Below are 25,399 nucleotides of genomic sequence, written 5' to 3' on the forward strand. Positions count from 1 at the left end.
GGGGCTTTTTTTGTAACATAACCTGTACCTGCGGAATTAACCGGTCGCCCGTTGCGCGTTCAACCCCTCGCCAATTTTATCCGCCACCCGGTTTAACGCCGACAGATGCCGCTCTACCGCCTGCTCCACGCTCATGGCGCTGGCGATCCAGATAAGATTCAGGCTACCAATGGCCCGGTCGCCGTGACGTAGCGGTACGGCGATGGCGGCGATTTTTTCTTCAAGCCGCCAGCCCCGATAGTTTTCGCCAAAACCGTTGGCGCGAATGCGGCGCAGCAATGCCGCCAGGCGTATTGGCTCCCGGGCCAGTTGATTTTCTTCACCGGGCTTTTGCGCCAGCAGTTCAATAATCCGTTCCCGCTCGTTGTCTGCGCAAAAGGCCAGCCAGGTGAGGCCGGCGGCGGTCAGCAGAATAGGCAGACGACGGCCGACCATGGCACGGTGGAAGGAGAGCCGGCTGAAGCGATGGGTGGTTTCACGCACCACCATGGCGTCGACATCCGGAGTACAGACGTCGGTGGGCCAGACCACTTCGCTCAGCAGATCCCCCAGTAGCGGCGCCGCCAGCAATGAAACCCACTGTTCGTCGCGAAAGCCTTCACTCAGTTCGCGCACTTTCAGGGTCAGACGGAAGCTGTCATCCGACAGGCTACGGCGCAGATAGCCCTCATGGACCAGGGTTTCCAGTAGTCGCCTGACCGTGGTGCGATGCAGGCCGGTCAGGCGCGCCAGTTCGCTGGCGCTGGCGCCACCGTCAAGGTGATTCAGAGTATTGAGCAGGGTCAAACCGCGGGTCAGACCGCGTACATTTTTGTAATCGGCATTATGAGTCATATCACCAAATCCTGACTAAATCCTTATAAATCATAAAAGTGCACCAGGTGCACAGCGCATGACTTTTTCATTGTCGCTGTTGCTGCGTAAATGTTAAAGATATTTAACAAGAAAATAACAACAACTCTGACCCTGCACCGCAAATCGCTTCGTCACGGGTTATCCGGCCTGCTGACTCCACGCCTTTCGGTGCTGTCGACCTGAAACGACGCCGCGCCTGCACAGTAAGAGGCGCGTAAAACGCAACCCGGCTTTTCCTTCCGCCTGCGGGAGAGGGCCGCCCCTTGCCGAAAAACGGCGGGGAGAGCGCATGGAGGTAATGCAATGACTCAAACCACGACGGATATCGCTCCGGGTACCGATTACCGCTGCGATGTCGCCATTCTTGGGGCCGGGCCAGTGGGCCTGACCATCGCCAACTACCTGGGGCAGATGGGAATTCAGGTGCTGGTTATCGAAAAGCTGGAGGCGCTTATCGACTACCCGCGCGCTATCGGTATTGATGACGAAGCACTGCGCGCCATGCAGTCCATTGGGCTGATTGACGAGGTGCTACCGCACACCACGCCACGCCACGCGATGCGCTTTCTGACTCCGAAAGGGCGCTGCTTTGCCGATATCCAGCCGATGACCGATGAGTTCGGCTGGCCACGCCGCAACGCCTTTATTCAGCCTCTGGTCGATGCCGTTCTGCACCGTGGCCTTGCGCGTTTTCCCAACGTAGAGGTGCTGTTTTCCCGGGAGGTTAAACAGTTCAGCCAGCGTAATGACGACGTTCATCTGGAAATGACGGCGCCGGACGGACGTCGTGAACGGGTACGGGCCGGCCGGCTGGTGGCCTGCGATGGCGGCAGCAGTACGGTGCGCCGGGAACTGGGCATCTCGTTTGAAGGTAAAACCGCCCCTAATCAGTGGATCGTTATCGATATCGCCAACGATCCGCTGGGCTCGCCCCATGTTTATATGTGCTGCGATCCGGTACGCCCCTGGGTGTCGGCCGCGCTGCCCCACGGCGTGCGCCGCTTTGAATTTATGGTGATGCCGGGTGAAACCGAAGCGCAGCTCAGCCAGCCGGAAAATATGCGCCGCCTGCTGGAAAAGGCACTGCCGGATCCTGACCGGGTAGAGCTGATACGCCAGCGGGTCTACACCCACAATGCGCGGCTGGCCGGGCGCTTTCGTGAAGGGCGCATCCTGCTGGCGGGGGATGCCGCCCACATTATGCCAGTGTGGCAGGGCCAGGGGTATAACAGCGGTATTCGCGACGCATTCAACCTGGCCTGGAAGCTGGCGCTGGTGGTGCAGGGTAAGGCCGGGGACGCATTGCTGGATACCTACCAGCAGGAGCGTCGCGACCATGCGAAGGCGATGATCGATCTTTCGGTTACCGCAGGGCACGTGCTGGCTCCGCCGAAGCGCTGGCTTGGCACGCTACGCGACGCCGTCACCTGGGCGATGAATGCGCTACCGCCAGTCAAACGCTATTTCCTGGAGATGCGTTTCAAACCGATGCCGCGCTATCACAGCGGCGCGCTGGTGCTGCCGGAAAAGGGCGCCAGAACCACGCCGGTCGGCAGGATGTTTATTCAGCCGCGCGTAAGCCGGGCCAGGGGGGATAGCGTCCTGCTGGATGACTTGATTGGCCCAAACTTTGCGGTGGTGGGCTGGGGCACCAATCCACTGCACTGGTTGAGCGAAGAGCAGATCGCCCGCTGGCGCACCAGAGGCGCGGTCTTTATTCAGGCAGTACCGGACGAACAGCTGGCGAACAACCCGGGTGAACGGCAGGGGCCGCTGTGGATCGGCGATCCCGAGGATCGGCTGCGTAAATGGTTTGCCGCTATTCCGGATTCGGTAGCGGTACTGCGCCCCGACCGCTTTGTCGCCGCCACCGCTATTCCCCAGACCCTGGGAACGACCCTGGACGCTCTGGAGCGCGCCATGACCCTGAACCAGCCTGAACTTCAACAATCCGTCGATAAGGTGGCCTGAATCGTGAACGCTTATCTGCACTGTCTTTCCCACACCCCGCTGGTGGGCTATTACGATCCGGCCCCCGAAGTACTGGCCGAGGTGGAAAATACCATTGCTCAGGCCCGGGCGCGCATTGCCGCCTTCGATCCCGAACTGGTGGTGCTGTTTGCACCGGATCACTACAACGGCTTTTTCTACGACGTGATGCCGCCGTTCTGCCTGGGCGTGGGCTGCCATGCCATCGGCGACTTTAAGAGCCTGGCCGGGCCGATTTCGGTACCGACCGAACTGGCCGAAGCCTGCGCCGCCCGCTTGATGGATGAAGATATCGATATGGCGGTCTCTTACTGCATGCAGGTGGATCACGGTTTCGCCCAGCCGCTGGAGTTTCTGTTAGGCGGGCTGGAAGCGCGCCCGGTGCTGCCGGTCTTTATTAACGGCGTAGCGCCGCCGATGCCCGGTTTCCGCCGCGCCCGTCTGATGGGCGAAGCCGTGGGGCGCTTTACCCGCTCCCTGAATAAGCGGGTGCTGTTTCTGGGATCGGGCGGGCTTTCGCACCAGCCGCCGGTACCGGAACTGGCGAAGGCGGATGCCCATATGCGCGATCGGCTGCTGGGCAGCGGCAGGCAGCTGTCGGCGGACGAGCGTCAGAAGCGCCAGAGCCGTACCATCAGCGCCGCTAAAGCCTTTGTGCAGGATCAGAACACGCTCTATCCCCTGAATCCTCAGTGGGATAACCACTTCCTTGACCTGCTTAGCGACGGCCAGACCGAGAGTCTGGACGCGGTGAGCAACGACCATTTGTCAACCCTGGCGGGGAAATCCAGCCACGAAATTAAAACCTGGGTGGCCGCTTTCGCCGCGCTTTCCACCTTTGGCAACTATCGCACCGAAGGGCGTTACTACCGGGAAATTCCAGAATGGATTGCCGGTTTCGCCTCGCTAAGCGCCGCCCCGAGCCATAACTAACTGACCTGGAGAACGATCATGACACAACCGCAAACCGAAGCCGCCACCAGCCACTTTATCGAAATAGAAGAGGCAGGCCGGCCCCTGCGAATTCACTATAACGACTGCGGCAGCGGCGATGAAACCGTAGTTATGCTGCACGGTTCCGGGCCGGGGGCCACCGGCTGGGCCAACTTCAGCCGTAATATCGACCCGCTGGTGGCTGCGGGCTATCGCGTTATTCTGCTCGACTGCCCGGGCTGGGGCAAAAGCGACACCATTATCAACGACGGCTCGCGTTCCGATCTTAACGCCCGGGTACTGAAGCAGGTGGCGGACAAACTCGATCTGTCCAGGGTGCATCTGTTGGGTAACTCGATGGGCGGTCACAGCGCGGTGGCCTTTACCCTGAGCTGGCCGGAGCGGGTCGGCAAACTGGTTCTGATGGGCGGGGGTACCGGCGGTATGAGCCTGTTTACCCCAATGCCGACCGAGGGAATCAAACGCCTGCAAAAGCTGTATCGCGAACCGACCATCGACAATCTGAAGCTGATGATGGAGATCTTCGTCTATGACACCAGCGATCTTACCGATGCGTTGTTCCAGGCGCGGCTGGATAACATTCTGGCGCGTCGCGACCACCTGGAAAACTTTGTGAAGAGCAGCGAACTCAACCCGAAACAGTTCCCGGATTTCTCCCCGCGGCTGGGGGAGATCAAAGCTCAGACTCTGATCGTCTGGGGGCGCAACGACCGCTTTGTGCCCATGGATACCGGTCTGCGTCTGCTTTCCGGTATTGCCGGTTCTGAACTCCACGTCTATCGCGACTGCGGCCACTGGGCCCAGTGGGAACATGCAGACAACTTTAACCAACTGGTGCTCGACTTTTTACGTCGCTAAGGGGGCAGAATGACGAAGATAACCGAACAGCTGGCTGAACAGCTGCGCGAAGCGGAACAGCGCGGGCAGGCCATCGCGCCGCTGCGCGAGCAGATAGCCGGGCCGGAAGCGGCTTATGAGATCCAACAGCTCAATGTGGATTACTGGCAGCAGAAAGGGCGCCGGGTGGTGGGGCGCAAGGTGGGGCTGACTCATCCCCGGGTTCAGCAGCAACTGGGGGTAGATCAACCCGACTTCGGCACCCTGTTCGCCGATATGTGCTATGGCGATAACCAAACGCTGCCGTATGACCGGGTGTTGCAACCCCGTATCGAAGCGGAGATCGCCCTGGTGCTGGGCCGGAGTCTGCCATCACCAGACACCACTTTCGCCGAGTTGTGCGACGCTGTGGCCTGGGTAATGCCCTCGCTGGAGGTGGTGGGCAGCCGCATTCGCGACTGGTCTATCGCCTTTGTGGATACCGTGGCCGATAACGCCTCCTGCGGCCTGTATGTGCTGGGCGGCCCGGCGCAGCCGCTGGCGGGGCTGAGTCTGCGCGACTGCGCCATGACCATGACTCGCAACGGCGAGCAGGTTTCCGAGGGCCGCGGCAGTGAGTGTCTGGGGCATCCGCTTAACGCTGCGGTATGGCTGGCGCGCAAAATGGCGAGCCTGGGCACGCCGCTGCGGGCCGGCGATACCATTCTGACTGGCGCTCTGGGGCCGATGGTGGCGGTGCAGCCGGGGGATCGCTTTGAAGCGACCATCGACGGCATAGGTACGGTAGCAGCAACATTTTCGCAGGAGCAGGCATGAGTAAGGTTCGCGCGGCAATTATCGGTTCCGGCAATATCGGTACCGATTTGATGATCAAAATTTTGCGCCACGGCGAGCAGCTGGAGATGGCAGCGATGGTGGGCATCGATCCCAGCTCCGATGGTCTGGCCCGGGCGCGGCGGCTGGGGGTCGCCACCACCCACGAGGGAGTGGATGGCCTTATCGCTATGCCGGAATTCGCCGCTATCGATGTGGTATTCGACGCCACCAGCGCCAGTGCTCATATTCACAACGACGCGAAGCTGCGCGCCGCGAAGCCGGGCATTCGGGTGGTGGACTTAACGCCTGCGGCCATTGGGCCTTACTGCGTGCCGGTGGTCAATCTGGAGTCGCACCTCGACAAGGGCAACGTCAATATGGTGACCTGCGGCGGTCAGGCCACCATCCCGATGGTGGCGGCGGTTTCCCGGGTTGCCAGAGTACACTACGCCGAGATTGTGGCATCCATAGCCAGTAAATCAGCGGGGCCGGGCACCCGTGCCAATATCGATGAATTTACCGAGACCACCAGCCGGGCGCTGGAAACCGTCGGCGGGGCTGCGAAGGGCAAAGCGATTATCATCCTTAACCCGGCGGAGCCGCCGCTGATGATGCGCGACACCGTTTATGTCTTGTGCGACGAGGCTGACCAACAGCAGATTGCCGCCTCGGTGGAAGAGATGGCGGCGGCGGTACAGGCCTGGGTGCCTGGTTATCGCCTGAAGCAGCAGGTGCAATTCGACAGTATCCCGCCGGATGCGCCGCTGACCCTACCGGGGATCGGTCGTTTTTCCGGGCTTAAGGTTTCCATCTACCTGGAGGTGGAGGGGGCGGCGCACTATCTGCCCGCTTACGCCGGGAACCTCGACATTATGACCTCCGCCGCGCTCGCCACCGGTGAACGTATTGCGCAGGCGCTTGCCATGAAAGGAGGGGCAGCATGAGCAAACTTTATATTTCCGACGTGACCCTGCGCGACGGTATGCACGCCATTCGCCATCAGTATTCACTGGATAACGTACGCCAGATAGCCGCAGCGCTGGATAAAGCCGGGGTGGACTCTATTGAAGTGGCCCATGGCGATGGCCTGCAGGGCTCCAGCTTTAACTACGGCTTCGGCGCCCACAGCGATCCCGAATGGATTGCCGCCGCCGCGGAATCGGTCAGTCAGGCGCGTATCGCCACGCTGTTGATCCCGGGGATCGGCACCATTGACGATCTGAAGCGGGCTTATGCAGCGGGCGCCCGGGTGGTGCGGGTCGCCACCCACTGTACCGAGGCGGATGTCTCAAAGCAGCATATCGCCTGCGCCCGCGAGTTGGGAATGGACAGCGTCGGCTTTCTGATGATGAGCCATATGACCAGCCCGGAACATCTGGCCAGTCAGGCGAAGCTGATGGAAGAGTACGGCGCTACCTGCGTCTATGTGGTGGATTCCGGCGGTGCCATGAATATGGACGATATTCGCGCCCGTTTCCGGGCGCTGAAGGCGGTACTGAAGCCGGAAACCGAAACCGGGATCCACGCCCATCACAACCTGAGCCTTGGGGTGGCCAACTCCATCGCCGCGGTGGAAGAGGGCGCCAACCGGGTGGACGCCAGTCTGGCGGGTATGGGGGCCGGGGCCGGTAACGCGCCGCTGGAGGTATTTATCGCCGCTGCCAGCAAAATCGGCTGGCAGCACGGCTGCGATCTCTACCAGTTGATGGATGCCGCCGACGATCTGGTGCGCCCGCTCCAGGACCGCCCGGTACGGGTGGATCGTGAAACCCTGGCGCTGGGCTATGCCGGGGTTTACTCCAGCTTCCTGCGCCACAGCGAAGTGGCGGCACAGAAGTATGGCCTGAGCGCGGTCGATATCCTGGTAGAACTGGGCAAACGCCGGATGGTGGGCGGTCAGGAAGATATGATCGTCGACGTGGCGCTGGATCTGAAAAATCGCGGCTAAGCCGCTATATCAGGCGCGGGGGCCATGTACTTCCGCGCCTTATTGTACTTATCTCATTACCTCACCTGTATAAAAGGCACTGCCGATGAAACAGAATCACCGTAAGTCCGATGGCCGCCTGGCGCTGACCATCGGCCTCTGCTTTCTGGTTGCACTGATGGAAGGGCTGGACCTCCAGGCCGCAGGCATTGCCGCCGTTGGAATGGCGGAGGCGTTTTCTCTGGATCGCATGGCGCTGGGCTGGGTGTTCAGCGCTGGCATTATTGGCCTGCTGCCCGGGGCACTGGGCGGTGGCTGGCTGGCGGACCGCTACGGGCGCAAAATCCTGCTGCTGTGCTCGGTCACCCTGTTCGGCCTGTTTTCGCTGGCGACGGCGCTGGCGTGGGACTACTACAGCCTGCTATTCGCCCGGCTAATGACCGGTGTCGGTCTGGGGGCGGCGCTTCCTAATCTGATCGCCCTGACGTCGGAATCTGCTGGTCCGCGACTGCGCGGAGTCGCCGTTAGCCTGATGTACTGCGGCGTGCCGCTGGGGGCAGCCCTGGCGGCGGCCATTGGCGCGGGCGGGATCGCGCTGCCCTGGCAAACGGTATTCTGGGTGGGGGGCGTGGTGCCGCTGTTACTGGTGCCGCTGCTGTATCGCTATTTGGATGAATCACGACAGTTCGTTGCGCAGGCCGGGAATAATGACGGCGCATCGTTAACCGCCTTGCTGCGGCCCGGCGCAGTCAGCGCCACGCTGCTGCTGTGGGCCAGCTACTTTTTTACGCTACTGGTGGTCTATCTGCTGATTAACTGGCTGCCGGTACTGCTGGTCGATCAGGGCTTCAGCCAGGGTCAGGCGAGCCAGGTCATGCTGATGCTGCAATTTGGTGCAGCGTTGGGCACCCTGGCGCTGGGTGCGCTGATGGACAGACTGTCGCCACTGACGATGGCGCTGCTGATCTACTGCGGCATGCTGGGATCCCTTCTGGCGCTGGGGATGGCTTCGCGCTTCGACACCATGCTGATGGTGGGCTTTGTGGCGGGACTGTTCGCTACCGGCGGTCAGTGCGTGCTCTATGCACTGGCGCCGCGTTTCTATAATACCGCGATACGTGCAACCGGGGTAGGGGCCGCCGTGGCGGTCGGGCGACTCGGCGCCATGACCGGTCCGCTACTGGCCGGAAAAATGCTGGCCGCCGGGGCCGGTACCGCAGGCGTGATGGCGGCATCGGCCCCGGGTATTCTGGTGGCCGGCCTGGCGGTTTTCTGGCTGCTGGGGCGTGGAAATCGTTATTCAGAGGGGGAGGCCGTGCAGTAGGGGTAAATCGCTGGCACCGGAAGTGGATTTCGGCGCTATCCGCCAGCCGTCAAATACCATTCAGCCGTGATATTGAAACTCCACCGCTAACTGCTAAGGTTGCAGCAGGCCTTAATTTTCTTACTGGTGGGTGAAATTGAGCATAAAATCAATCGGCTATTTGCTATTACCTCTGCTTTTATCGGGCTGCGCGCAGAAAAGCCTGAAGCAGAGAGATGATACGGTATCGGCATATTCACCATTGATGCGCCTGGAATGTGTGAATCAGCAGGGAAGGCGGCTGTCGGCATTGATGGATGCCAGAAATCAGACGGTGACGATTTCGAATAAGATCTACCGCTTTGTTGAACCTGTCGATAAAGATGCCGATACCCGCATTATGACTTTTCAACGTACGGAAAAGGACGGCACTTCCCGCGTTGATTTCGATATGGGGAAAACCGGGCATATTCCCCTGGTTATCGCTCATGCCGGACAAAAGCAGGCGTTTCGCTGCCAGTCGTCCAGGGGGGGAGGCTACACTGATGGGCCGATCATAAACCCTAATTAAGCTGCTCGACCAGCCAGTCAATAAAATGCCTGACTCTGGGAGAAAGCTGGCGGCGGGTAGGGTAAACCACGCAGATGGGAAATTCCGCCGTTGAATATTCCGCCAGTACGGGCCGCAATATCCCTTGCTCAATGTCCTGTTCAATCAAAAACCGCGGCAGACAGGCGATACCCAGTCCCGACCGCGCGGCATCGCGAAGCGCGCTGGCGTTATCGCTGAGCAGAAAAGGCTTTCTGGCAACGGAAACAGGGGAGCCTGCGCGGGTCTGAAGAATCCATGCGCGCTGGTGGTGGCGTGAGCCGGATACCAGCTGCTGATGATTCGCCAGCTCCTCTGGTGACACCGGCGTTCCCCGGCGGGCCAGATAATCGGGAGAGGCGCAAAGCTGTGCCGACGAGCGGGCCACCACACGCATAATCAGGTCGGACGATACCGAAGGTGCGCCAAAGCGAATGGCAACGTCGTATCCTTCTTCCACAATATCGATGACGCGATCGGTAAACTGAGTCTCAGCAGAAACCGTTGGCCAGCGCTCAAGGAAACTCGCCACAATGGGCAGAATCACCTGACGTCCGTAAGCTTCGGTCGCCGTTATCCGCAAAACGCCGTGGGGGGCTGCCCCGGCGCGTTGAATCTCTGTCTGAGCTTCTTCCAGGTCGCTCAGGATCTGCATTGCCTTAGGAAGAAAAAGTTGTCCATCCGCCGTCAGGCCGATCCTGCGGGTGGTGCGGTGAAGCAGCCGGACCCCCAGCAACTCTTCAAGTCGTGCAATAGATTTACCCACCGCTGAGCGGGAAAGGCCAACCCGCCGCGCTCCCTCTACAAATGAGCCGCTGTCAGCAACGGCCACAAAGGCCTGTAATGCTCCGATATCCGCCAGCTTTTCCATCTTTACTCCCCCCTTGCCGGGCTATGCCCCAGTCCGGGGACACAAATTCCCCAATTAAAGCGTTAGTCTGTTATTGAAGAAAATATGGCATGCATGCTGCGCCATACACAAGCAATGACGGCGTAATCCATTAAGGGGAACCACATGAATCAAAAAAACGTTCTGGTCACCGGAGCTAACGGTTATATCGGCAATGCGGTTGCAAAGGCCTTCTGCCGGGCCGGGTGGAAAGTCTATGGGTTGATTCGACGCCCTGAGCTGGCCCAGGAACTGGCCCGCCAGGAGATATTTCCCGTTGTCGGCTCTCCGGAAAATCTCACCTTTATGGCGCAGATAAGTGATGTGGCGTTCGATGTCATAGTGTCGAACACCGAAGATCGGCATGATGCCGCCGGACATCTTGCTAAAGTTCGTACCATGATGGATGCGCTGGTTGCATCCAGTGAGGCCCTGGGTGTCCGTTCTCTTGTAATGTTTTCCAGCGGATGTAAAGACTATGGCAGGATGAGCGAAAAGCATGGCGATCCAGCGCTGGCTCCCCATAGCGAAAATAGCCCGATAAATCCGCCGGATATGCTGCTTCCCCGTAGCAACCTGTGCAGCAATCTGCTTGATAAGCACCAGACGCCCTTTGATGTCGTAATATTACGCCCGACGATTGTCTATGGGCACTCATCGAGCTATTACGGCGCGCTTTTCTGCCTGGCGGCGAATAGCCCGGGGACGCTCTCGCTGATGGCCGATCCCAATGCCGTCATGCATGCCTGTCACGTGGATGATTGCGCAGAGGCTTACGTCATGCTGGCGGAACATCCCGACCGAAGCCAGGTGGCGAATCAGGTGTTTAATATCTCGAATGACCGCTATGAGACGGCACGGCAAATTGGCGAAGCCCTGGCCCGCAGCTACGGGCTGGCACTACAGTTTGTTTCCCCGGAGCAGGGAAAGGTAGAGGACTTTAACTCCGCTCACGGCCTGGCCAATTTCTGGCAGTGGGTCGGCTCTGACAAAATTCGTCGCGTAACCGGTTGGCAGACACGTCGTCCCTCATTTGTTCAGGGCATGGAACAGTATCGTCTGGCGTATGAGGCAACGCTTGTCGGTGACGATAACGGGGCAAGCTGCGTTTAACGCTCGCCACAATCCGCGCCATGGCTTGGCCGGCCGAGATTATGGAGCGCGTGTTCCAGAACAGGATACAGACGCGGCTCATCGGTGCGCGACACATTAAATCGCACAAAGCGCTGGGCGCTACGCGACTGGCTAAAGGCGTTGCCCGGCGCCAGCAAGATCGGGCTCCGATTCCATAACTATCGCCTGTTCAGCACGCGTTCAGAATTTATTCCAGAACATATACAGCTGCAACCCGATTCAGAACTCCATACTTTCATATCATCACTTGTCAGATCTCAAATAAAAAAACACACAGTTGACATGGATAATCCTTCAGGTCATAACACTGTATGCATAACCAGTAAAAGCTAAAACACGGAGGATACTCATATGGCAGGATTCAGCTATGGTGGATACGGTGATGGTACAAACTGGAGTTCCGAGCGGGGAAGCGGTCCGGAACCGGGAGGGGGTTCTCGTGGGAATGCGGGGAGCGGAAGCAGCGGGGCGAAATCGTCCCCGGCGCAGAAACAGATAAACGCTATACGCGCTGATAAAGCGGTCAGGACAAGGTTGTTAAACCTGATGGTGGCCGCCCGAAAAATGAATCCTTCGGTGCGTATTTCAGTGCTTAAAATCACCCCGGAAGGGGTTATGGTGTTGAATCTGGAAGGACTCAATGCCGGCCAGGCCAAACAACTTGGTCTTACTGGCCTGATTATGGGGATATCTGTACCAGAATATACTGGTGCGATAGGGGAGATTGATACAGGGCATAAATATTCCCTGAATGTTCCTGAAAAGCACTATGTCACAGAAGGCGGAACCTCTCTGCAAAAAGTGTTGGAGGGAAGCGGAATTGATAACACACCCAAAGTATATCGAAACTGGAGTTCTTATGATGAAAATAATTATTATTACTCCGGTAATAAAATGCCCATGAGGTTAATTAATCATATTACCTTGAGAACAGCCAGAGATATTGATTCTTATACTGTCTATTGTAATGAAAAGCATGTGTTGGCACGCTATAAAGTTGACGTCAGGAATGGTGATCTTAATCGTGTGACCGTCACCACCCTTTCTTCAGGTAGCCCTTTATGTACTCCAGAACTTGCCAGGAATGCTGTTCGCGATTTTGCGGAAGCGAAGAAAGAAGCAGATAAAGAGGTGCTGATTAAAGCCAGTGAGATTATTATTAGCATGGGTGACAAAGCTGGGGCCTATCTTGGCGAAAACTATAAAAAACTTGCACGTGAGATTGCCGGGAATATCAGAAACTTCCAAGGAAAAAGAATTCGTAACTATAATGATGCGATGCGTTCCATGAATAAACTGATGGCTAATCCAGGGCTCAAATTCAGCACAGCAGACAGGGAAGCCATGGTCAAAGCATGGCAGGCATTTAATGCTGACGATATGGGAAACAAATTTGCGGCCCTGGGAAAAACTTTCAAGGTGGCGGATTATGCCATGAAGGCGGAGAAGGTCAGGCAAAAGAGTATTGAAGGCTATCGGACTGGCAACTGGGGGCCGCTAATAATGGAGGTAGAGACGTGGATTGTCAGTGGTATTGTCTCTTCTGTTGCTCTGGGTGTTTTTTCTGCAACGCTCGGTGCCGCGCTAATTTCTCTGGGAGCTCCTGCTGTTGTTATCGGACTCATGGGTATTGTTATTGCCGGTGTATTGGGGGCACTTATTGATGAAAATCTGGTTGATAGATTAAATAATGATATTGTTCGTTCGGCACATTAGATGAAAATAAGGAAAGATAGTGATTTCGGCTATCTTTCCTTCCAGAGCCTGTGTGCCAGCAGAGGGCAGGAACATATACCAAAAGTCATGAAATACGTACTAGTGTACAACAGGGAATAAAAAATCAACAGGGTGAGGTTATTTTCTGAAAGATATCTTGCAGGTCTTCCTGCAATAGTTAATTCAAGATTGCCCCACAAAACCAGGTAAGCATACAACGCATAAAAAAAAGGGCTAAATATACATGCTTTTATAATCTTTTTTCTGTCTGCTATTCTTTCTATCTTTCTGTACCTTAACTGCACAATAAAGAAAAAAACCGCAAGCAAGGGCGCGCTTTTACAGTATATATCCATAACTTTTGTCATCAGCGGATTAAAAGCTGATGTGATTGACGGCATATGCTGTGTGCTATTAAAAATGCTGATTAGTAAAGAAGATTGTGGGTTGTAGAGATATAAAAGATAAATCAACAACAAAGGGACTATGCCAAGAACTGATGATGTGTATAAAATATTATTTGCCCGCCGGTTATCTGTATTTTTATCAGACATAAACAAGTCCCTTTTCTTTATGCTCTGTCAGCTGAGGTAAGAGTGTGCATGGTATTATGAATGGAAAGGCCACCTATAACAAGGTGAAGTGCTGCGTGTTGTTGAACATCGGATGAACACGCAATCAGTTCCTTAGCCACCGGTATACGTGGGGACTGGAGTGATAAATTCAGCGCGCCCTGGCGGCGCGCTAACAGATTAATCATCATCACCCAGCAGGGTGACTTTGGTGGACTGGGCCAGCCAGGCCAGCTCGGTATGACAATCTTCGTCTTCGTTCTTTTTTACCGCAATATCAAACTTGCGCAGGATCTCCTGCTTCTTTTGCAGTGAGGTACCGGCAATGCTGGAGGCCAGCACCTCCACCGCAGCGCTGAGGGCATAGGCCAGATTTTCCGCATCGAGATCGACGTCGGTATCCACATTATCGAACTGGTACTTTGCCATGTTGCCTCCTTTTATACGGATTTTCCGGGCCGTCCCGAACAGACGCCCCCCAACCTTAACCATAGCCGGGATAGCGGAGTTTGCAGGCGAAAAGGGTAACGCTGTACAGGGTACTTTCCTTTAGCGGCGCTTTGGTTAACAATCTGTTTACCTTTTTCCCGTTGAGACGGCCTTATGAAACCGGTTTACGCGTCATTGATAGCTACACTCTTTCTTGTCACCGCCACAGGCGCCCAGGCCCGTAGCCTGGCGGCGATCGAACACTCCGGAACCCTGAAGGTTGGCGTACCGGGGGACTACGCGCCGCTGGCCTGGCATGGTGATGACGGCACGCTACAAGGTTATGATATCGATATGGCCCGGTCGCTGGGTAAAGCGCTGGGGTTGAAGGTGAGTTTTGTTCTGACCTCGTGGCCTGAGCTGTCGAAAGACCTGGCCGCCGATAAATTTGATGTGGCGATGGGCGGCGTCACGGCCACGCCCGGGCGGGCAGCGGATTTTGGGCTGTCATCGCCGGTCGTGCCTAACGGCAAAATCGCCATTGCTAATTGCGATCGCAGCGGCTGGCTGCGCACCCTGCGCCAGATTGACCGCTCCGGCGTGAAGGTGGTGGTGAATCCCGGCGGCACCAATGAAAGTTTTGTCAATCAGCATATCCATAATGCCCAGGTGATTCGGGTAAAAAATAACGTCGATAACCTCCAGGCGCTACGCTCCCAACGGGCGGACGTAATGTTTACCGATCTGATTGAAGGCGATTATTACCACCATCGGGAACCGGGGATAATCTGCATGGCGACCCGCAAGCCGTTCGCCGGTACCGAAAGCTATAAGGTCTATATGGTGCAGAAGAGCAATAGCGAACTGCTGGCGCGAATTAACGACTGGCTGAAGGGCGATGATAAAGAGAAGCTGGCTAAGAAGTGGCAATTAAGGATGCCGGAAAATGAAGCGCTGGCGACGGTGCAGAAGTAAAAAAGCGCGCCTTACGCGCGCCTTTGAGCAACAATCTCTACTTAACGCCGCGAACGCACCAGCTGGTAGCGGCGGGTAAAGTATTCCACCGGCGCGCTCCAGACATGTACCAGGCGGGTGAAGGGGAACAGCAGGAAGATAGTCATGCCCAGCACCAGATGCACCCGATAGACCCAGGCCACGCCGTCCAGAAACTGCGAAGCGCCGCCCCGGAAGGTGACGATATGCTGTGCCCAGTTCACCAGCTTCATCATTTCGCTGCCATCCGGGAACTGGCGCGAATAGTGAATCGAGGTCAGCCCCAGCGCGCACTGAATCAGCAGTATCGCCAGGATCAGAATATCCGCAGTGGTTGAGGTGGCTCGCACCCGGGGATTGAACAGGCGGCGCTTCAACAGCAGCAAACCGCCCACCAGCGTCAGAATGCCGCACACGCCTCCCAGCCACATCGCCATCTGCTGTTTTACCGGCAGCGGCAGCCAGGCTTCATACATCCAGTGCGGCGTCAGCATGCCAAAGAAGTGGCCGAAAAAGATGCCGAGGATCCCGATATGAAAAAGGTTGGAAGCAAGACGAAAGCCTTTTTTATCCAGCATCTGGCTCGATGAGGCGCGCCAGGTGTACTGACCGTAGTCATAGCGCAGCCAGCTACCGATCAGAAACACCGTCCCGGCAATATAGGGATAGATATCGTAGAAAAACAGATTCAGGAACTGGGTCATTTTCTGCCTCCGGATGAAAGATCCAGATACTGGGGCGCCGCCTCCTGGCTGAAGCGCCGTTGATACTGTTGCTGCGGCGAGGAGTCGCAGGAAGAGGCGGCGTCATCAATAAATTTCACCTGTTCCTCTTCCCAGACCGCGTCCATCGCCTCCGGGGTGTCATCGCGCTTTTCTCCTGCCACCTGTTTAGTGACGCTGTCACTTCTTAACGGGCTGCCGCAAATTTCCAGCAGGGCGTCAAACAGCTGGCTCCAGGGGGCCTGGCGCTCTTTCAGACGGCCCCCGAGCAGGGCGAGAATCGGCGCAATATCCAGCAGCCCCTGACGGGCTTCGGCGGGGCTGCGGGTACTGAGGTACTCCAGATACAGGGGCAAATAGTCCGGCAGCTCGCGGCAGTCGAGCTGCAGACCGGCTTCTTCGTACTGGGCCATTAAATCCACCATCGCCTGGCCCCGATCCCGGGATTCGGCGTGCACATGTTCGAACAGCATCAGTGAGGTAGCGCACCCCCGGTCAAACACTTCGCCCCAGGCCGCCTGCCGATCGAGCAGCGGCGCCGACAGCAACTGGTCGACAAAGCCGCTGAGCTGAGGCGCTTCCTGCGCTATCAGCGGCATCAGCTCTTCACCGCTTTGCCATAGCTGCTCATCGGGATACTCCATCAGCAGAGCGATCGCTTTCAAAATCTGCATTACTCGCCCTCCGCTTTATGGCTGATTTCGCTGATGTCGATGGCGTCGATGCGTTTACTGTTAAACAGATTAAATTTGGTGTCCGAGCCGTGACAGCCGTCGCCAAAGCTGAAACCGCAGCCGTTGCGTTCCGGAAAGGCATCCCGGGCCAGTTCGCGGTGGCTGGTGGGGATCACAAAGCGATCCTCGTAGTTGGCGATAGCCAGGTAGCGGTACATCTCTTCCACCTGGGCGACGCTGAGATCCACTTCCTCAAGCGCGCTGGTATCGACTTTGCCTTCCACCGTCTCGGCGCGCTTGTAGTGGCGCATTGCCATCATGCGCTTCAGGGCCCGCAGTACCGGTTGGGTATCGCCGGCCGCCAGCAGGTTCGCCAGGTACTGCACCGGAATACGCAGGCTTTCCACCGCCGGTAGCACGTTGCCGTTATGGGGCAGACCGCCGGCATCGGCCACCGACTGAATAGGCGACAGTGGCGGTACGTACCAGACCATCGGCAGGGTGCGGTATTCCGGATGCAGCGGCAGCGCCAGCTTCCAGTCCATCGCCATTTTGTAGACCGGCGATTTCTGGGCGGCGTCGATCACGTTCTGTGGAATACCTTGCTTCAGCGCCTCTTCGATCACCTCGGGGTCGTTGGGATCGAGGAAGACGCTCAGCTGGCTTTCATAGAGATCTTTCTCGTTCTCTACGCTGGCCGCCTCTTCGATGCGATCCGCGTCGTAGAGCAGCACGCCAAGGTAGCGGATACGGCCCACACAGGTTTCGGAGCACACCGTCGGCTGGCCGGATTCGATACGCGGGTAGCAGAAGATGCACTTCTCGGACTTGCCGCTTTTCCAGTTGAAGTAGATTTTTTTGTACGGACAGCCGCTGATGCACATCCGCCAGCCGCGGCACTTGTCCTGATCGATCAGGACGATGCCGTCCTCTTCACGCTTGTAGATGGCGCCACTCGGGCAGGTGGCGACACAGCTCGGGTTAAGGCAGTGTTCGCACAGGCGCGGCAGATACATCATAAAGGTGTTTTCGAACTGGCCGTACATCTCTTTCTGCATGGCTTCGAAGTTGTAGTCGGCGGCGCGTTTGGCGAATTCACCGCCCAGCAGCTCTTCCCAGTTGGGGCCGCCTTCGATTTTGTTCATCCGCTTGCCGCTAATCAGCGAGCGAGGGCGGGCGGTGGGCAGGTGTTTGCCTTCCGGCGCGAAATGCAGGGTTTTATAGTCGTAGCTGAACGGTTCGTAGTAGTCGTCTATCTGCGGCACGACCGGGTTAGCGAAGATATTCGCTAATACCCCGACCTTACCGCCGAGTTTGGGTTGGAGCTTGCCGTTAATCTTGCGGATCCAGCCGCCGTGCCACTTTTCCTGATCCTCCCAGGCGTGGGGGTAGCCCAGTCCCGGTTTGGTCTCTACGTTGTTAAACCATGCGTACTCCATGCCTTCACGCCCGGTCCAGACGTTTTTACAGGTCACGGAGCAGGTGTGGCAGCCGATGCATTTATCGAGATTCAGCACCATGCCGACCTGAGAACGAATTTTCATTTGTTAGCCTCCTGTACCTGATTCATTCCTTCGTCATCCAGCCAGTCGATATTTTTCATTTTGCGGATAATGATGAACTCATCGCGGTTTGAGCCGACGGTACCGTAGTAGTTGAAGCCGTAAGCCAACTGGGCGTAGCCGCCAATCATATGGGTCGGTTTCGGGCAGACGCGGGTCACCGAGTTATGGATCCCGCCGCGCAGACCGGTAATTTCCGATCCGGGGATGTTCATGATGCGCTCCTGGGCGTGGTACATCATGGTCATACCGGACGGCACGCGCTGGCTCACCACCGCGCGGGCGGTGAGGGCGCCGTTGGCGTTGAAGGCTTCGATCCAGTCGTTATCGGCAATCCCTAGCTCTTTGGCATCCACTTCGCTTATCCAGACGATGGGCCCACCGCGTGACATGGTCAGCATCAGCAGGTTTTCGCTGTAGGTGGAATGAATGCCCCATTTCTGGTGCGGTGTCAGGAAGTTCAGCGCCTTTTCCGGGAACCCGTTGGGCTTCATGTCCTTCATATTGTCGATGCTGCGGGTATCGATAGGTGGACGATACACCGCCAGGCTTTCGCCGAAGTCGCGCATCCACTGGTGATCCTGATACAGCTGCTGACGGCCGGAAAGGGTGCGCCATGGGATCAGTTCGTGAACGTTGGTGTAGCCGGCGTTATAGGAGACATGTTCATCTTCAAGTCCTGACCAGGTGGGGCTTGAGATAATCTTACGCGGCTGGGCCTGAATATCGCGGAAGCGAATTTTTTCCTCCTCTTTGGGGCGGGCGAGGTGGGTGTGATCGCGTCCGGTGAATTCCCCCAGCGCCTGCCAGGCTTTAACCGAGACCTGGCCATTGGTTTCCGGCGCCAGGGTCAGAATGACTTCGGCGGCGTCGATGGCGGAGTCAATTTTCGGGCGTCCCTGGGCCGGGCCGTCGGCCTTGAGGTAGTTAAGCTTACCCAGCAGCTCCACCTCTTTATCGGTATTCCAGCTAATGCCTTTACCGCCATTGCCCAGCTCGTTCATTAACGGCCCCAGCGCGGTAAAGCGCTCGTAAGTGGCCGGGTAGTCGCGCTGGACGGTAGTGATGCCCGGGGCGGTCTTGCCGGGGATCAGATCGCATTCGCCTTTACGCCAGTCCTGAATATCAAAAGGCTGGGCCAGCTCCGCCGGGGAGTCATGCTGCAGCGGCGTAAGTACCACATCGGTTTCCTGGCCAAGGTGGCCCTGACAGACCTCGGAAAACGATTTGGCGATACCCTTATAGATTTCCCAGTCGCTCCTGGATTCCCAGGCGGGATCGACGGCGGCAGAGAGCGGATGAATAAACGGATGCATATCCGAGGTATTCATATCGTCCTTCTCATACCAGGTGGCGGTGGGCAGTACGATGTCCGAAAACAGACAGGTGCTGGACATTCTGAAGTCCAGGGTTACCAGCAGGTCGAGTTTGCCTTCAATTGCGGGCGTCCGCCAGTCGATCTCTTCAGGCTTGATACCGTCGGTGCTGCCCAGATCCTTGCCCTGAATCCCGTTCTGGGTGCCGAGCAGGTATTTGAGCATATATTCGTGGCCCTTACCGGAAGATCCCAGCAGGTTAGAGCGCCAGACAAACAGGTTGCGCGGATGGTTAGTGCCGTTATCGGGCTGTTCGCAGGCCATATGCAGGTCGCCGGACTTCAGAGCGTTGACGGTATAGTCCTTCACCGACTGACCGGCTTTTTCGGCGCTGGCCGCCAGCGTGAGCGGGTTAACGCCCAATTGCGGGGCGGAAGGCAGCCAGCCCATGCGTTCGGCGCGCACGTTAAAGTCGATCAGATGGCCGCTGTAGCGGGATGAATCCGCCAGCGGCGACAGCAGCTCCTGGGCGCTCAGCTTCTCGTAGCGCCACTGGCTGGCGTGATTGTAGAAAAACGAGGTGCTGTTCATATGGCGCGGTGGGCGGCCCCAGTCCAGGGCGAAGGCCAGCGGCAGCCAGCCGGTCTGGGGGCGCAGTTTCTCCTGGCCCACATAGTGCGCCCAGCCGCCGCCGGTCTGGCCCACGCAGCCGCAGAACACCAGCATGTTGATCATGCCGCGGTAGTTCATATCCATGTGGTACCAGTGGTTAACACCGGCGCCGAGGATAATCATCGAACGGCCATGAGTTTTGTGGGCGGTGTCGGCGAATTCCCGGGCGATACGCTCGGTGTGAGCGCGCGGTACGCCGGTTATCTGTTCGGCCCAGCCCGGGGTATAGGCTTTGATGTCGCCGTAATCGCGGCTGGCGTTTTCATCGTCCAGGCCGCGCTCCAGGCCGTAGTTGGCCAGCACCAGGTCGTAGACGCAAACCACCAGGGATTCGCGGCCATCGGCCAGGGTCAGACGCCTGGCCGGTAGCTTATGGGTGGTGACCGGCTCCTGCTTCACGCTACGGAAGTAAGGGCTTTCCAGACCGCCGAAGTAGGGGAAGCCGACCGTCGCGACTTCATCATGGTTGTCCAGCAGGCTCAGACGTAATTGAGTCTCTTTCCCCGCCGCCTGCGGCTCCAGATTCCATTTGCCTTTTTCGCCCCAGCGGAAGCCGATGGAGCCGTTAGGCACCACCAGTTCACCAGCGTCGTTATACGCCACAGTCTTCCATTCCGGGTTATTGGCTTCCCCCAGACCGTCCACCAGATCCGAGGCGCGCACCATCCGGCCGGGTACCATGTAGCCTGCTTCATTAGGCTCCAGCAGCACCAGCATGGGCATATCGGTATAGCGGCGGGCGTAATCCAGGAAGTAGTCACTGGGGTTATCGAGGTGGAACTCTTTAAGAATCACGTGACCCATGGCCATCGCCAGCGCGCTGTCGGTGCCCTGTTTCGGCGCCAGCCACTGGTCGCACAGTTTGGCCACTTCCGAATAGTCGGGGGTGATGGCGATGGTTTTGGTGCCCTTGTAGCGCACTTCAGTAAAGAAGTGGGCATCCGGAGTTCGGGTCTGGGGGACGTTGGAGCCCCAGGCGATGATATAGCTGGAGTTATACCAGTCGGCGGATTCCGGCACGTCGGTCTGCTCGCCCCAGGTCATGGGCGAAGCCGGAGGCAGGTCGCAGTACCAGTCGTAGAAGCTCAGGCAGGTACCGCCGATAAGCGACAGATAGCGGGTACCGGCGGCGTAGGAAACCATCGACATCGCCGGAATCGGCGAGAAACCGGCCACGCGATCGGGGCCATAGTTTTTAATGGTCCAGACGTTGGCGGCGGCGATAAGTTCGTTGAGCTCTTTCCAGTTCGATCGTACAAAGCCTCCGCGGCCGCGCATCTGCTTATAGCTTTTGCACTTCTCCTGGTCCGCCATAATCGCGGCCCAGGCGTCCACCGGATCGCTGTGACGGGATTTCTCCTCGCGCCACAGTTCCAGCAGGTGCTTGCGAATCATTGGATATTTAAGGCGGTTGCCGCTGTAGAGATACCAGGAGTAACTTGCCCCGCGTGGGCAGCCGCGCGGTTCGTGGTTTGGCAGGTCGGGGCGGGTACGCGGGTAGTCGGTCTGCTGGGTTTCCCAGGTGACCAGCCCGTTTTTAACGTAAATTTTCCAGCTACAGGAGCCGGTACAGTTTACGCCGTGGGTGGAACGGACAATCTTGTCGAACTGCCAGCGCTGGCGATAGCTGTCTTCCCAGTCGCGGTTGGTGTTCAGCACCTGGCCGTGATCGCCGGAAAAGGTCTCGCCTTTCTGTTTAAAGTAACGAAAGCGGTCGAGAAGTTTACTCATGTTAGTTCTCCTGACAGGGAAATGCTCCTCCCTGTGGTTACACTGCTCACATTTTTACGCCCTCATGGTGGGGCGTTGATTAAATATCACTTGGTATTCAGTGTCTTGCGACCATAAATCAACCAGGTCAGCAGCACGCAGACAATGTAGAAAATCAGGAAGATCTTCATCGCCCCTACCGGCGAGCCGGTCATGGCCAGCGAGGTGCCGAAGGCTTTGGGAATGAAGAAGCCGCCGATGGCGCCAATGGCGGAAATAAAGCCCAGCGCGGCGGCGGTATCGGCAACCGCTTCGCGCTGGGCTTCTTCATCGCTGCCGCCGCGCTGCTTCACCCGACGAATGGTCAGGCGGCGAAAGATCACGGCGATCATCTGGAAGGTGGAGCCGCTGCCCAGCCCGGCGGTCAGAAACAGGCCCATAAATACCGCGTAGAAGGCGATGAAATTACCGGAACCGCTGCCCGGCAGCGTTAAAAACAGCAGGGCGCTGAAGATAGCCATAAAGACAAAGTTCACCAGAGTGACCCGTACCCCGCCCAGCTTATCGGACAGTACGCCTCCCGCGGAGCGGGCCAGCGCCCCCAGAAAGGGGCCAAAAAAGGCCAGATTGAGGATATCGACATCCGGAAACTGGGTTTTCGCCAGCATGGCAAATCCGGCGGAAAAGCCGATAAACGAGCCGAAAGTGGCCAGATAAAGCAGGCTCAGCAGCCACATATGAAGGCGCTTAAGCACCGGCAGTTGATCGGCGATAGAGGCTTTGGAGCTGGCGATATCGTTCATGCCAAACCAGGCGGCGACGGTTGCCAGCAGCAGCAGCGGCGCCCAGATCCAGGCGGCGTTCGCCAGCCACATGTCGGAGCCATCTTCCAGCATCACGCCGTGGACGCCGAGCACGGCGAACACCGGCAGGGTGATAATCAGTGGCGCGACCAGTTGCATCACGCTGACGCCCAGATTACCCAGACCGCCGTTAACGCCCAGGGCGCTGCCCTGACGCTCTTTGGGGAAAAAAAAGCTGATATTGCCCATGCTGGAGGCGAAGTTGGCTCCGGCGAAGCCACACAGCAGCGCGATGATGACAAACACCCAGTAGGGGGTGGCGGTATTCTGAATGGCAAAACCGAGCCAGACGCAGGGGACGATCAGAATCACTGTACTCAGCACCGTCCAGTAACGGCCGCCGAAAATAGGCACCATAAACGACCAGGGAACGCGCAAAATGGCGCCGGAAAGCGCTGGCAGCGCCGTTAGCATAAATAGCTGATCGGTGGTGAAGTGAAAACCTATCTCGTTAAGATGAACGGCGACGGCGCTAAACAGCATCCAGACGCAGAAGGCAAGCAGCAGGCAGGCTACTGAGATCCACAAATTTCGACGGGCAATATGTTTTCCCGTCTTCTCCCAGAAACTGGCATCTTCCGGATGCCAGTCGCTAAGCAGGTACGGATTATTCTTGTCACGTTGTTGAGACATAGTCATCCTCGCATGCACCAGTATTAAAAATAAAATCAAAAAAACGCCCCGACTCACGTACATCCTTTTTGGTTTTACGTCAGTTTCTTTTCCCGGGGTTAACGCTTCAAAGAATAGATAAAAACTGACGGGCGCGAGGGAAAGTCATCTGCCCCCTGGATGGGGATTTGTTACTAATTGTAAAAATAGACTAAGTAATCATCGTCAAGACATTACCAGTAATATGGATATGTATTTTAGAATATATCGAATATGAAATGTCTATTTATAATCTGGTGACAGAAATAGAATATTTACAGCTAAACGAAATGGTAAAACAGGAGGTTAGGTGGTCAGCGCCAGAGGCGCCAGGAACGAAGGTTAAGCCAGCAGTTATGTTTATTCACAGAAGGCCGTAGTCGTTATTTTTAATATTGTCAAGCGTGATGGGCGTTGTTATCTTTTGATACGAGAGGAATTTTTGGACAGTTCCTTCGAAACGGCTGGTGCTTTGGCCAACAAGGGAAAAAGAAATCTGGTAGCCGCCTCTCTTTGTATAAATTAATTTTTCAGATAATTTTGATTAACCAACAGCATCCAGGTTGATTCTTGCTGATGTCATATGATGCAAATGGGGGAAATTATCAAATCAGAAGCAATCCAGCGACTGAGAGCTGATTTCTGGCAATGTATAAAAGCTGCCATGGGGGATGTTAAAGCATTCAGGAAGGGAAAGAATGTACTTTTTATGGCGACTTAACCAATAATAACGAAGCCCGAAAGCAGGCTTCGTCGTTTTTTTAGCGGCCCCAGCGACTACGCAGATAGTTTACTGCGGCGGCATTTTGTGGCTGATTAAGGAAATCCTCGCGAAACAGGATGGTTCCGGATATTTCCGGCAGACTGTCATTCAAATCCAGCTGGCGTTTCAGTTCAGGTACGCCGCCGTCAATGGCCCACTCAGGTTCAAGCCGCGATGGTGTACCGATTTTATACAGCGCTACGCCGATATAGAGCCGGGTGTGGGTGGGCCTGACCACGTTTGCCCACCATCTCGCCAGTTCATCGTAACGGGCAATCTTACGGGAAAAGGGCCAGTAGATCTGCGGGGCGATGTAATCCAGCAGCCCCAGCTCCACCCACTGGCGGGTATCTGCGCTTGCCTGGTCATAGGCCGCGGCGCCGCGCGTGTCTGAGCCGCGCGGATCGTCGCTCTGATTACGCCACACGCCGACCGGACTGATACCGAACTCCACTGTGGGTTTGAGGGTCTTAATCGCTTTTGATACCTGCCGGATCAGTTGCAGGGTGTTATTACGTCGCCAGCTGGCCTTGTCGGCGTATGCCTGACCGTAGCGGCGCCAGGTCTGGTCGTCGTTCATCCGCGACTGCGGCGTTTCATAATAGAAGTAGTCATCGAACTGAATGCCATCGACGTTATAGCGTTCCAGCAGTTCGGTGACCACGCTGGTTATCCAGTCCCGAACCTCAGGCAGGCCGGGATCCAGCACGTAGCGGTCGCTGGCGACCCGAATCCAGTCTCTGTGGGTTACCCAAACGCTGGAAGGAGAACCGTAGCGGGTATGAGCCAGGGCGGCGACGGTGGCGGGGCGGGTGTTCATTGTGACCCGATAAGGGTTCAGCCAGGCGTGAACTTTTAATCCTCGCTTGTGGGCTTCCTGTAACACGAAGGCCAGAGGATCGTAGCCGGGATCTTCGCCGACCGTGCCGGTGAGCACATCTGACCAGGGGAGGATTGCCGAACGATAAAGCGCGCCGCCATCCGGCTTCACCTGGAAAAAGACGGTATTAATGCCAAGCCTGACCAGGTTATCCAGCTTGTCCGTCATGGCGCGCTTTTGCATCTCGATCCGTTGCTCAGGCGCGGCCCGCACCGAGGCCACCGGTGGCCAGTCCAGCCGTGAGACGGTGGTCAGCCACACGCCGCGCATCGGCTGGGGGGCCTTCTCTTCGGTGGACGGTATGACGGGAATTTTCTTTTGGGGCGGTTTATGCGAACAGCCAGCGATCGTGGCAACGCACAGCATTATCATTATCCAGCGCGCGATTTCTGTCCGTACAGCCATCAGGAACTCCTTAAAATCAATTAACCGCAGCAGATTACCGGTTTTTTATCTAATGCGCCTGATTGATTCGGGCCATACGGATAAAAACGGGGCTAACTATCAGAAATGATTGCCAGTTACATTGGTTAATGATTATTATTCTCAATTAACAAACTCTGAAGCTTGCGATTACGCCCGA

21 protein-coding genes are annotated in these 25,399 nt (G+C 56.9%); 11 read left to right on the forward strand and 10 right to left on the reverse strand.

Annotation, left to right across the window (positions count from 1 at the left end):
• Positions 1-36 precede the first annotated feature (36 nt).
• Positions 37-834, reverse strand: a complete 798-nt coding sequence (locus V3W49_RS06580; protein ID WP_500144466.1) for a DNA-binding transcriptional regulator — start codon at positions 832-834, stop codon at positions 37-39.
• A 324-nt stretch (positions 835-1,158) separates the two neighbouring features.
• Between V3W49_RS06580 and V3W49_RS06585 the strand changes: the two genes are divergently transcribed.
• The 8 genes from V3W49_RS06585 (at position 1,159) to V3W49_RS06620 (ending at position 9,252) form a co-directional block, all read left to right on the forward strand.
• Positions 1,159-2,826: a bifunctional 3-(3-hydroxy-phenyl)propionate/3-hydroxycinnamic acid hydroxylase gene (locus tag V3W49_RS06585; protein WP_500144467.1), complete on the forward strand. Its 1,668-nt coding sequence runs from the start codon at positions 1,159-1,161 to the stop codon at positions 2,824-2,826.
• A gap of 3 nt (positions 2,827-2,829) precedes the next feature.
• Positions 2,830-3,777 carry a 3-carboxyethylcatechol 2,3-dioxygenase gene (gene mhpB / locus V3W49_RS06590; RefSeq protein WP_500144468.1) on the forward strand — a complete coding sequence of 316 codons (948 nt, stop codon included), beginning with the start codon at positions 2,830-2,832 and terminating at the stop codon, positions 3,775-3,777.
• A gap of 15 nt (positions 3,778-3,792) precedes the next feature.
• On the forward strand, positions 3,793-4,656 hold the full coding sequence (gene mhpC, locus V3W49_RS06595; RefSeq protein WP_500144585.1) for a 2-hydroxy-6-oxonona-2,4-dienedioate hydrolase: 864 nt from the start codon (positions 3,793-3,795) through the stop codon (positions 4,654-4,656).
• A 9-nt stretch (positions 4,657-4,665) separates the two neighbouring features.
• Positions 4,666-5,451 (forward strand): 2-keto-4-pentenoate hydratase, encoded by a 786-nt coding sequence (mhpD, locus tag V3W49_RS06600; RefSeq protein WP_500144469.1) that lies wholly within the window; start codon positions 4,666-4,668, stop codon positions 5,449-5,451.
• Positions 5,448-6,395, forward strand: a complete 948-nt coding sequence (locus V3W49_RS06605; protein WP_500144470.1) for an acetaldehyde dehydrogenase (acetylating) — start codon at positions 5,448-5,450, stop codon at positions 6,393-6,395. Before mhpD ends, V3W49_RS06605 begins: the two co-directional genes overlap by 4 nt.
• Positions 6,392-7,399, forward strand: coding sequence for a 4-hydroxy-2-oxovalerate aldolase (gene dmpG / locus V3W49_RS06610; RefSeq protein ID WP_500144471.1), 1,008 nt, complete (start codon positions 6,392-6,394; stop codon positions 7,397-7,399). Before V3W49_RS06605 ends, dmpG begins: the two co-directional genes overlap by 4 nt.
• A gap of 85 nt (positions 7,400-7,484) precedes the next feature.
• Positions 7,485-8,702 carry a 3-(3-hydroxy-phenyl)propionate transporter MhpT gene (gene mhpT / locus V3W49_RS06615; RefSeq protein WP_500144473.1) on the forward strand — a complete coding sequence of 406 codons (1,218 nt, stop codon included), beginning with the start codon at positions 7,485-7,487 and terminating at the stop codon, positions 8,700-8,702.
• A gap of 259 nt (positions 8,703-8,961) precedes the next feature.
• Positions 8,962-9,252, forward strand: coding sequence for a hypothetical protein (locus V3W49_RS06620; protein WP_500144475.1), 291 nt, complete (start codon positions 8,962-8,964; stop codon positions 9,250-9,252).
• Here the strand turns inward: V3W49_RS06620 and V3W49_RS06625 are convergent.
• Entirely contained in the window at positions 9,245-10,141 is an 897-nt protein-coding gene (locus V3W49_RS06625; protein WP_500144476.1) for a LysR family transcriptional regulator, read from the reverse strand. The genes V3W49_RS06620 and V3W49_RS06625 overlap by 8 nt on opposite strands.
• A gap of 144 nt (positions 10,142-10,285) precedes the next feature.
• Here V3W49_RS06625 and V3W49_RS06630 point away from each other — a divergent pair, with 144 nt between their 5' ends.
• Positions 10,286-11,272 carry an NAD-dependent epimerase/dehydratase family protein gene (locus V3W49_RS06630; protein WP_500144477.1) on the forward strand — a complete coding sequence of 329 codons (987 nt, stop codon included), beginning with the start codon at positions 10,286-10,288 and terminating at the stop codon, positions 11,270-11,272.
• Between the two features lie 372 nt (positions 11,273-11,644).
• On the forward strand, positions 11,645-13,009 hold the full coding sequence (locus V3W49_RS06635) for a colicin-like pore-forming protein (protein WP_500144479.1): 1,365 nt from the start codon (positions 11,645-11,647) through the stop codon (positions 13,007-13,009).
• A gap of 29 nt (positions 13,010-13,038) precedes the next feature.
• On the opposite strand, the gene cui is transcribed toward V3W49_RS06635, so the two are convergent.
• On the reverse strand, positions 13,039-13,563 hold the full coding sequence (cui, locus tag V3W49_RS06640; protein WP_500144480.1) for a colicin immunity protein Cui: 525 nt from the start codon (positions 13,561-13,563) through the stop codon (positions 13,039-13,041).
• Between the two features lie 198 nt (positions 13,564-13,761).
• Positions 13,762-14,010, reverse strand: a complete 249-nt coding sequence (locus V3W49_RS06645) for a hypothetical protein (protein WP_500144481.1) — start codon at positions 14,008-14,010, stop codon at positions 13,762-13,764.
• 174 nt (positions 14,011-14,184) lie between these two features.
• Between V3W49_RS06645 and V3W49_RS06650 the strand changes: the two genes are divergently transcribed.
• Positions 14,185-14,985: a transporter substrate-binding domain-containing protein gene (locus V3W49_RS06650; protein WP_500144482.1), complete on the forward strand. Its 801-nt coding sequence runs from the start codon at positions 14,185-14,187 to the stop codon at positions 14,983-14,985.
• Between the two features lie 41 nt (positions 14,986-15,026).
• Here the strand turns inward: V3W49_RS06650 and narI are convergent, their stop codons facing one another.
• The 6 genes from narI to V3W49_RS06680 form a co-directional block, all read right to left on the reverse strand.
• Entirely contained in the window at positions 15,027-15,707 is a 681-nt protein-coding gene (gene narI, locus V3W49_RS06655; RefSeq protein ID WP_500144483.1) for a respiratory nitrate reductase subunit gamma, read from the reverse strand.
• Complete coding sequence (gene narJ / locus V3W49_RS06660) at positions 15,704-16,399, reverse strand: nitrate reductase molybdenum cofactor assembly chaperone (RefSeq protein WP_500144484.1); 696 nt, start codon at positions 16,397-16,399, stop codon at positions 15,704-15,706. Before narJ ends, narI begins: the two co-directional genes overlap by 4 nt.
• Complete coding sequence (narH, locus tag V3W49_RS06665; protein WP_500144486.1) at positions 16,399-17,943, reverse strand: nitrate reductase subunit beta; 1,545 nt, start codon at positions 17,941-17,943, stop codon at positions 16,399-16,401. Before narH ends, narJ begins: the two co-directional genes overlap by 1 nt.
• A complete protein-coding gene (locus V3W49_RS06670) occupies positions 17,940-21,680 on the reverse strand; it encodes a nitrate reductase subunit alpha (protein WP_500144487.1) in 3,741 nt (1,246 codons plus the stop codon). Before V3W49_RS06670 ends, narH begins: the two co-directional genes overlap by 4 nt.
• An 86-nt stretch (positions 21,681-21,766) precedes the next feature.
• Positions 21,767-23,155 (reverse strand): NarK family nitrate/nitrite MFS transporter, encoded by a 1,389-nt coding sequence (locus V3W49_RS06675; protein ID WP_500144488.1) that lies wholly within the window; start codon positions 23,153-23,155, stop codon positions 21,767-21,769.
• 779 nt (positions 23,156-23,934) lie between these two features.
• Positions 23,935-25,188, reverse strand: a complete 1,254-nt coding sequence (locus V3W49_RS06680; RefSeq protein ID WP_500144586.1) for a glycoside hydrolase family 10-like protein — start codon at positions 25,186-25,188, stop codon at positions 23,935-23,937.
• Positions 25,189-25,399: the final 211 nt, after the last annotated feature.

Origin of the sequence: Rosenbergiella sp. YN46, assembly GCF_036620675.1 — a bacterium.
GTDB lineage: Bacteria > Pseudomonadota > Gammaproteobacteria > Enterobacterales > Enterobacteriaceae > Jejubacter.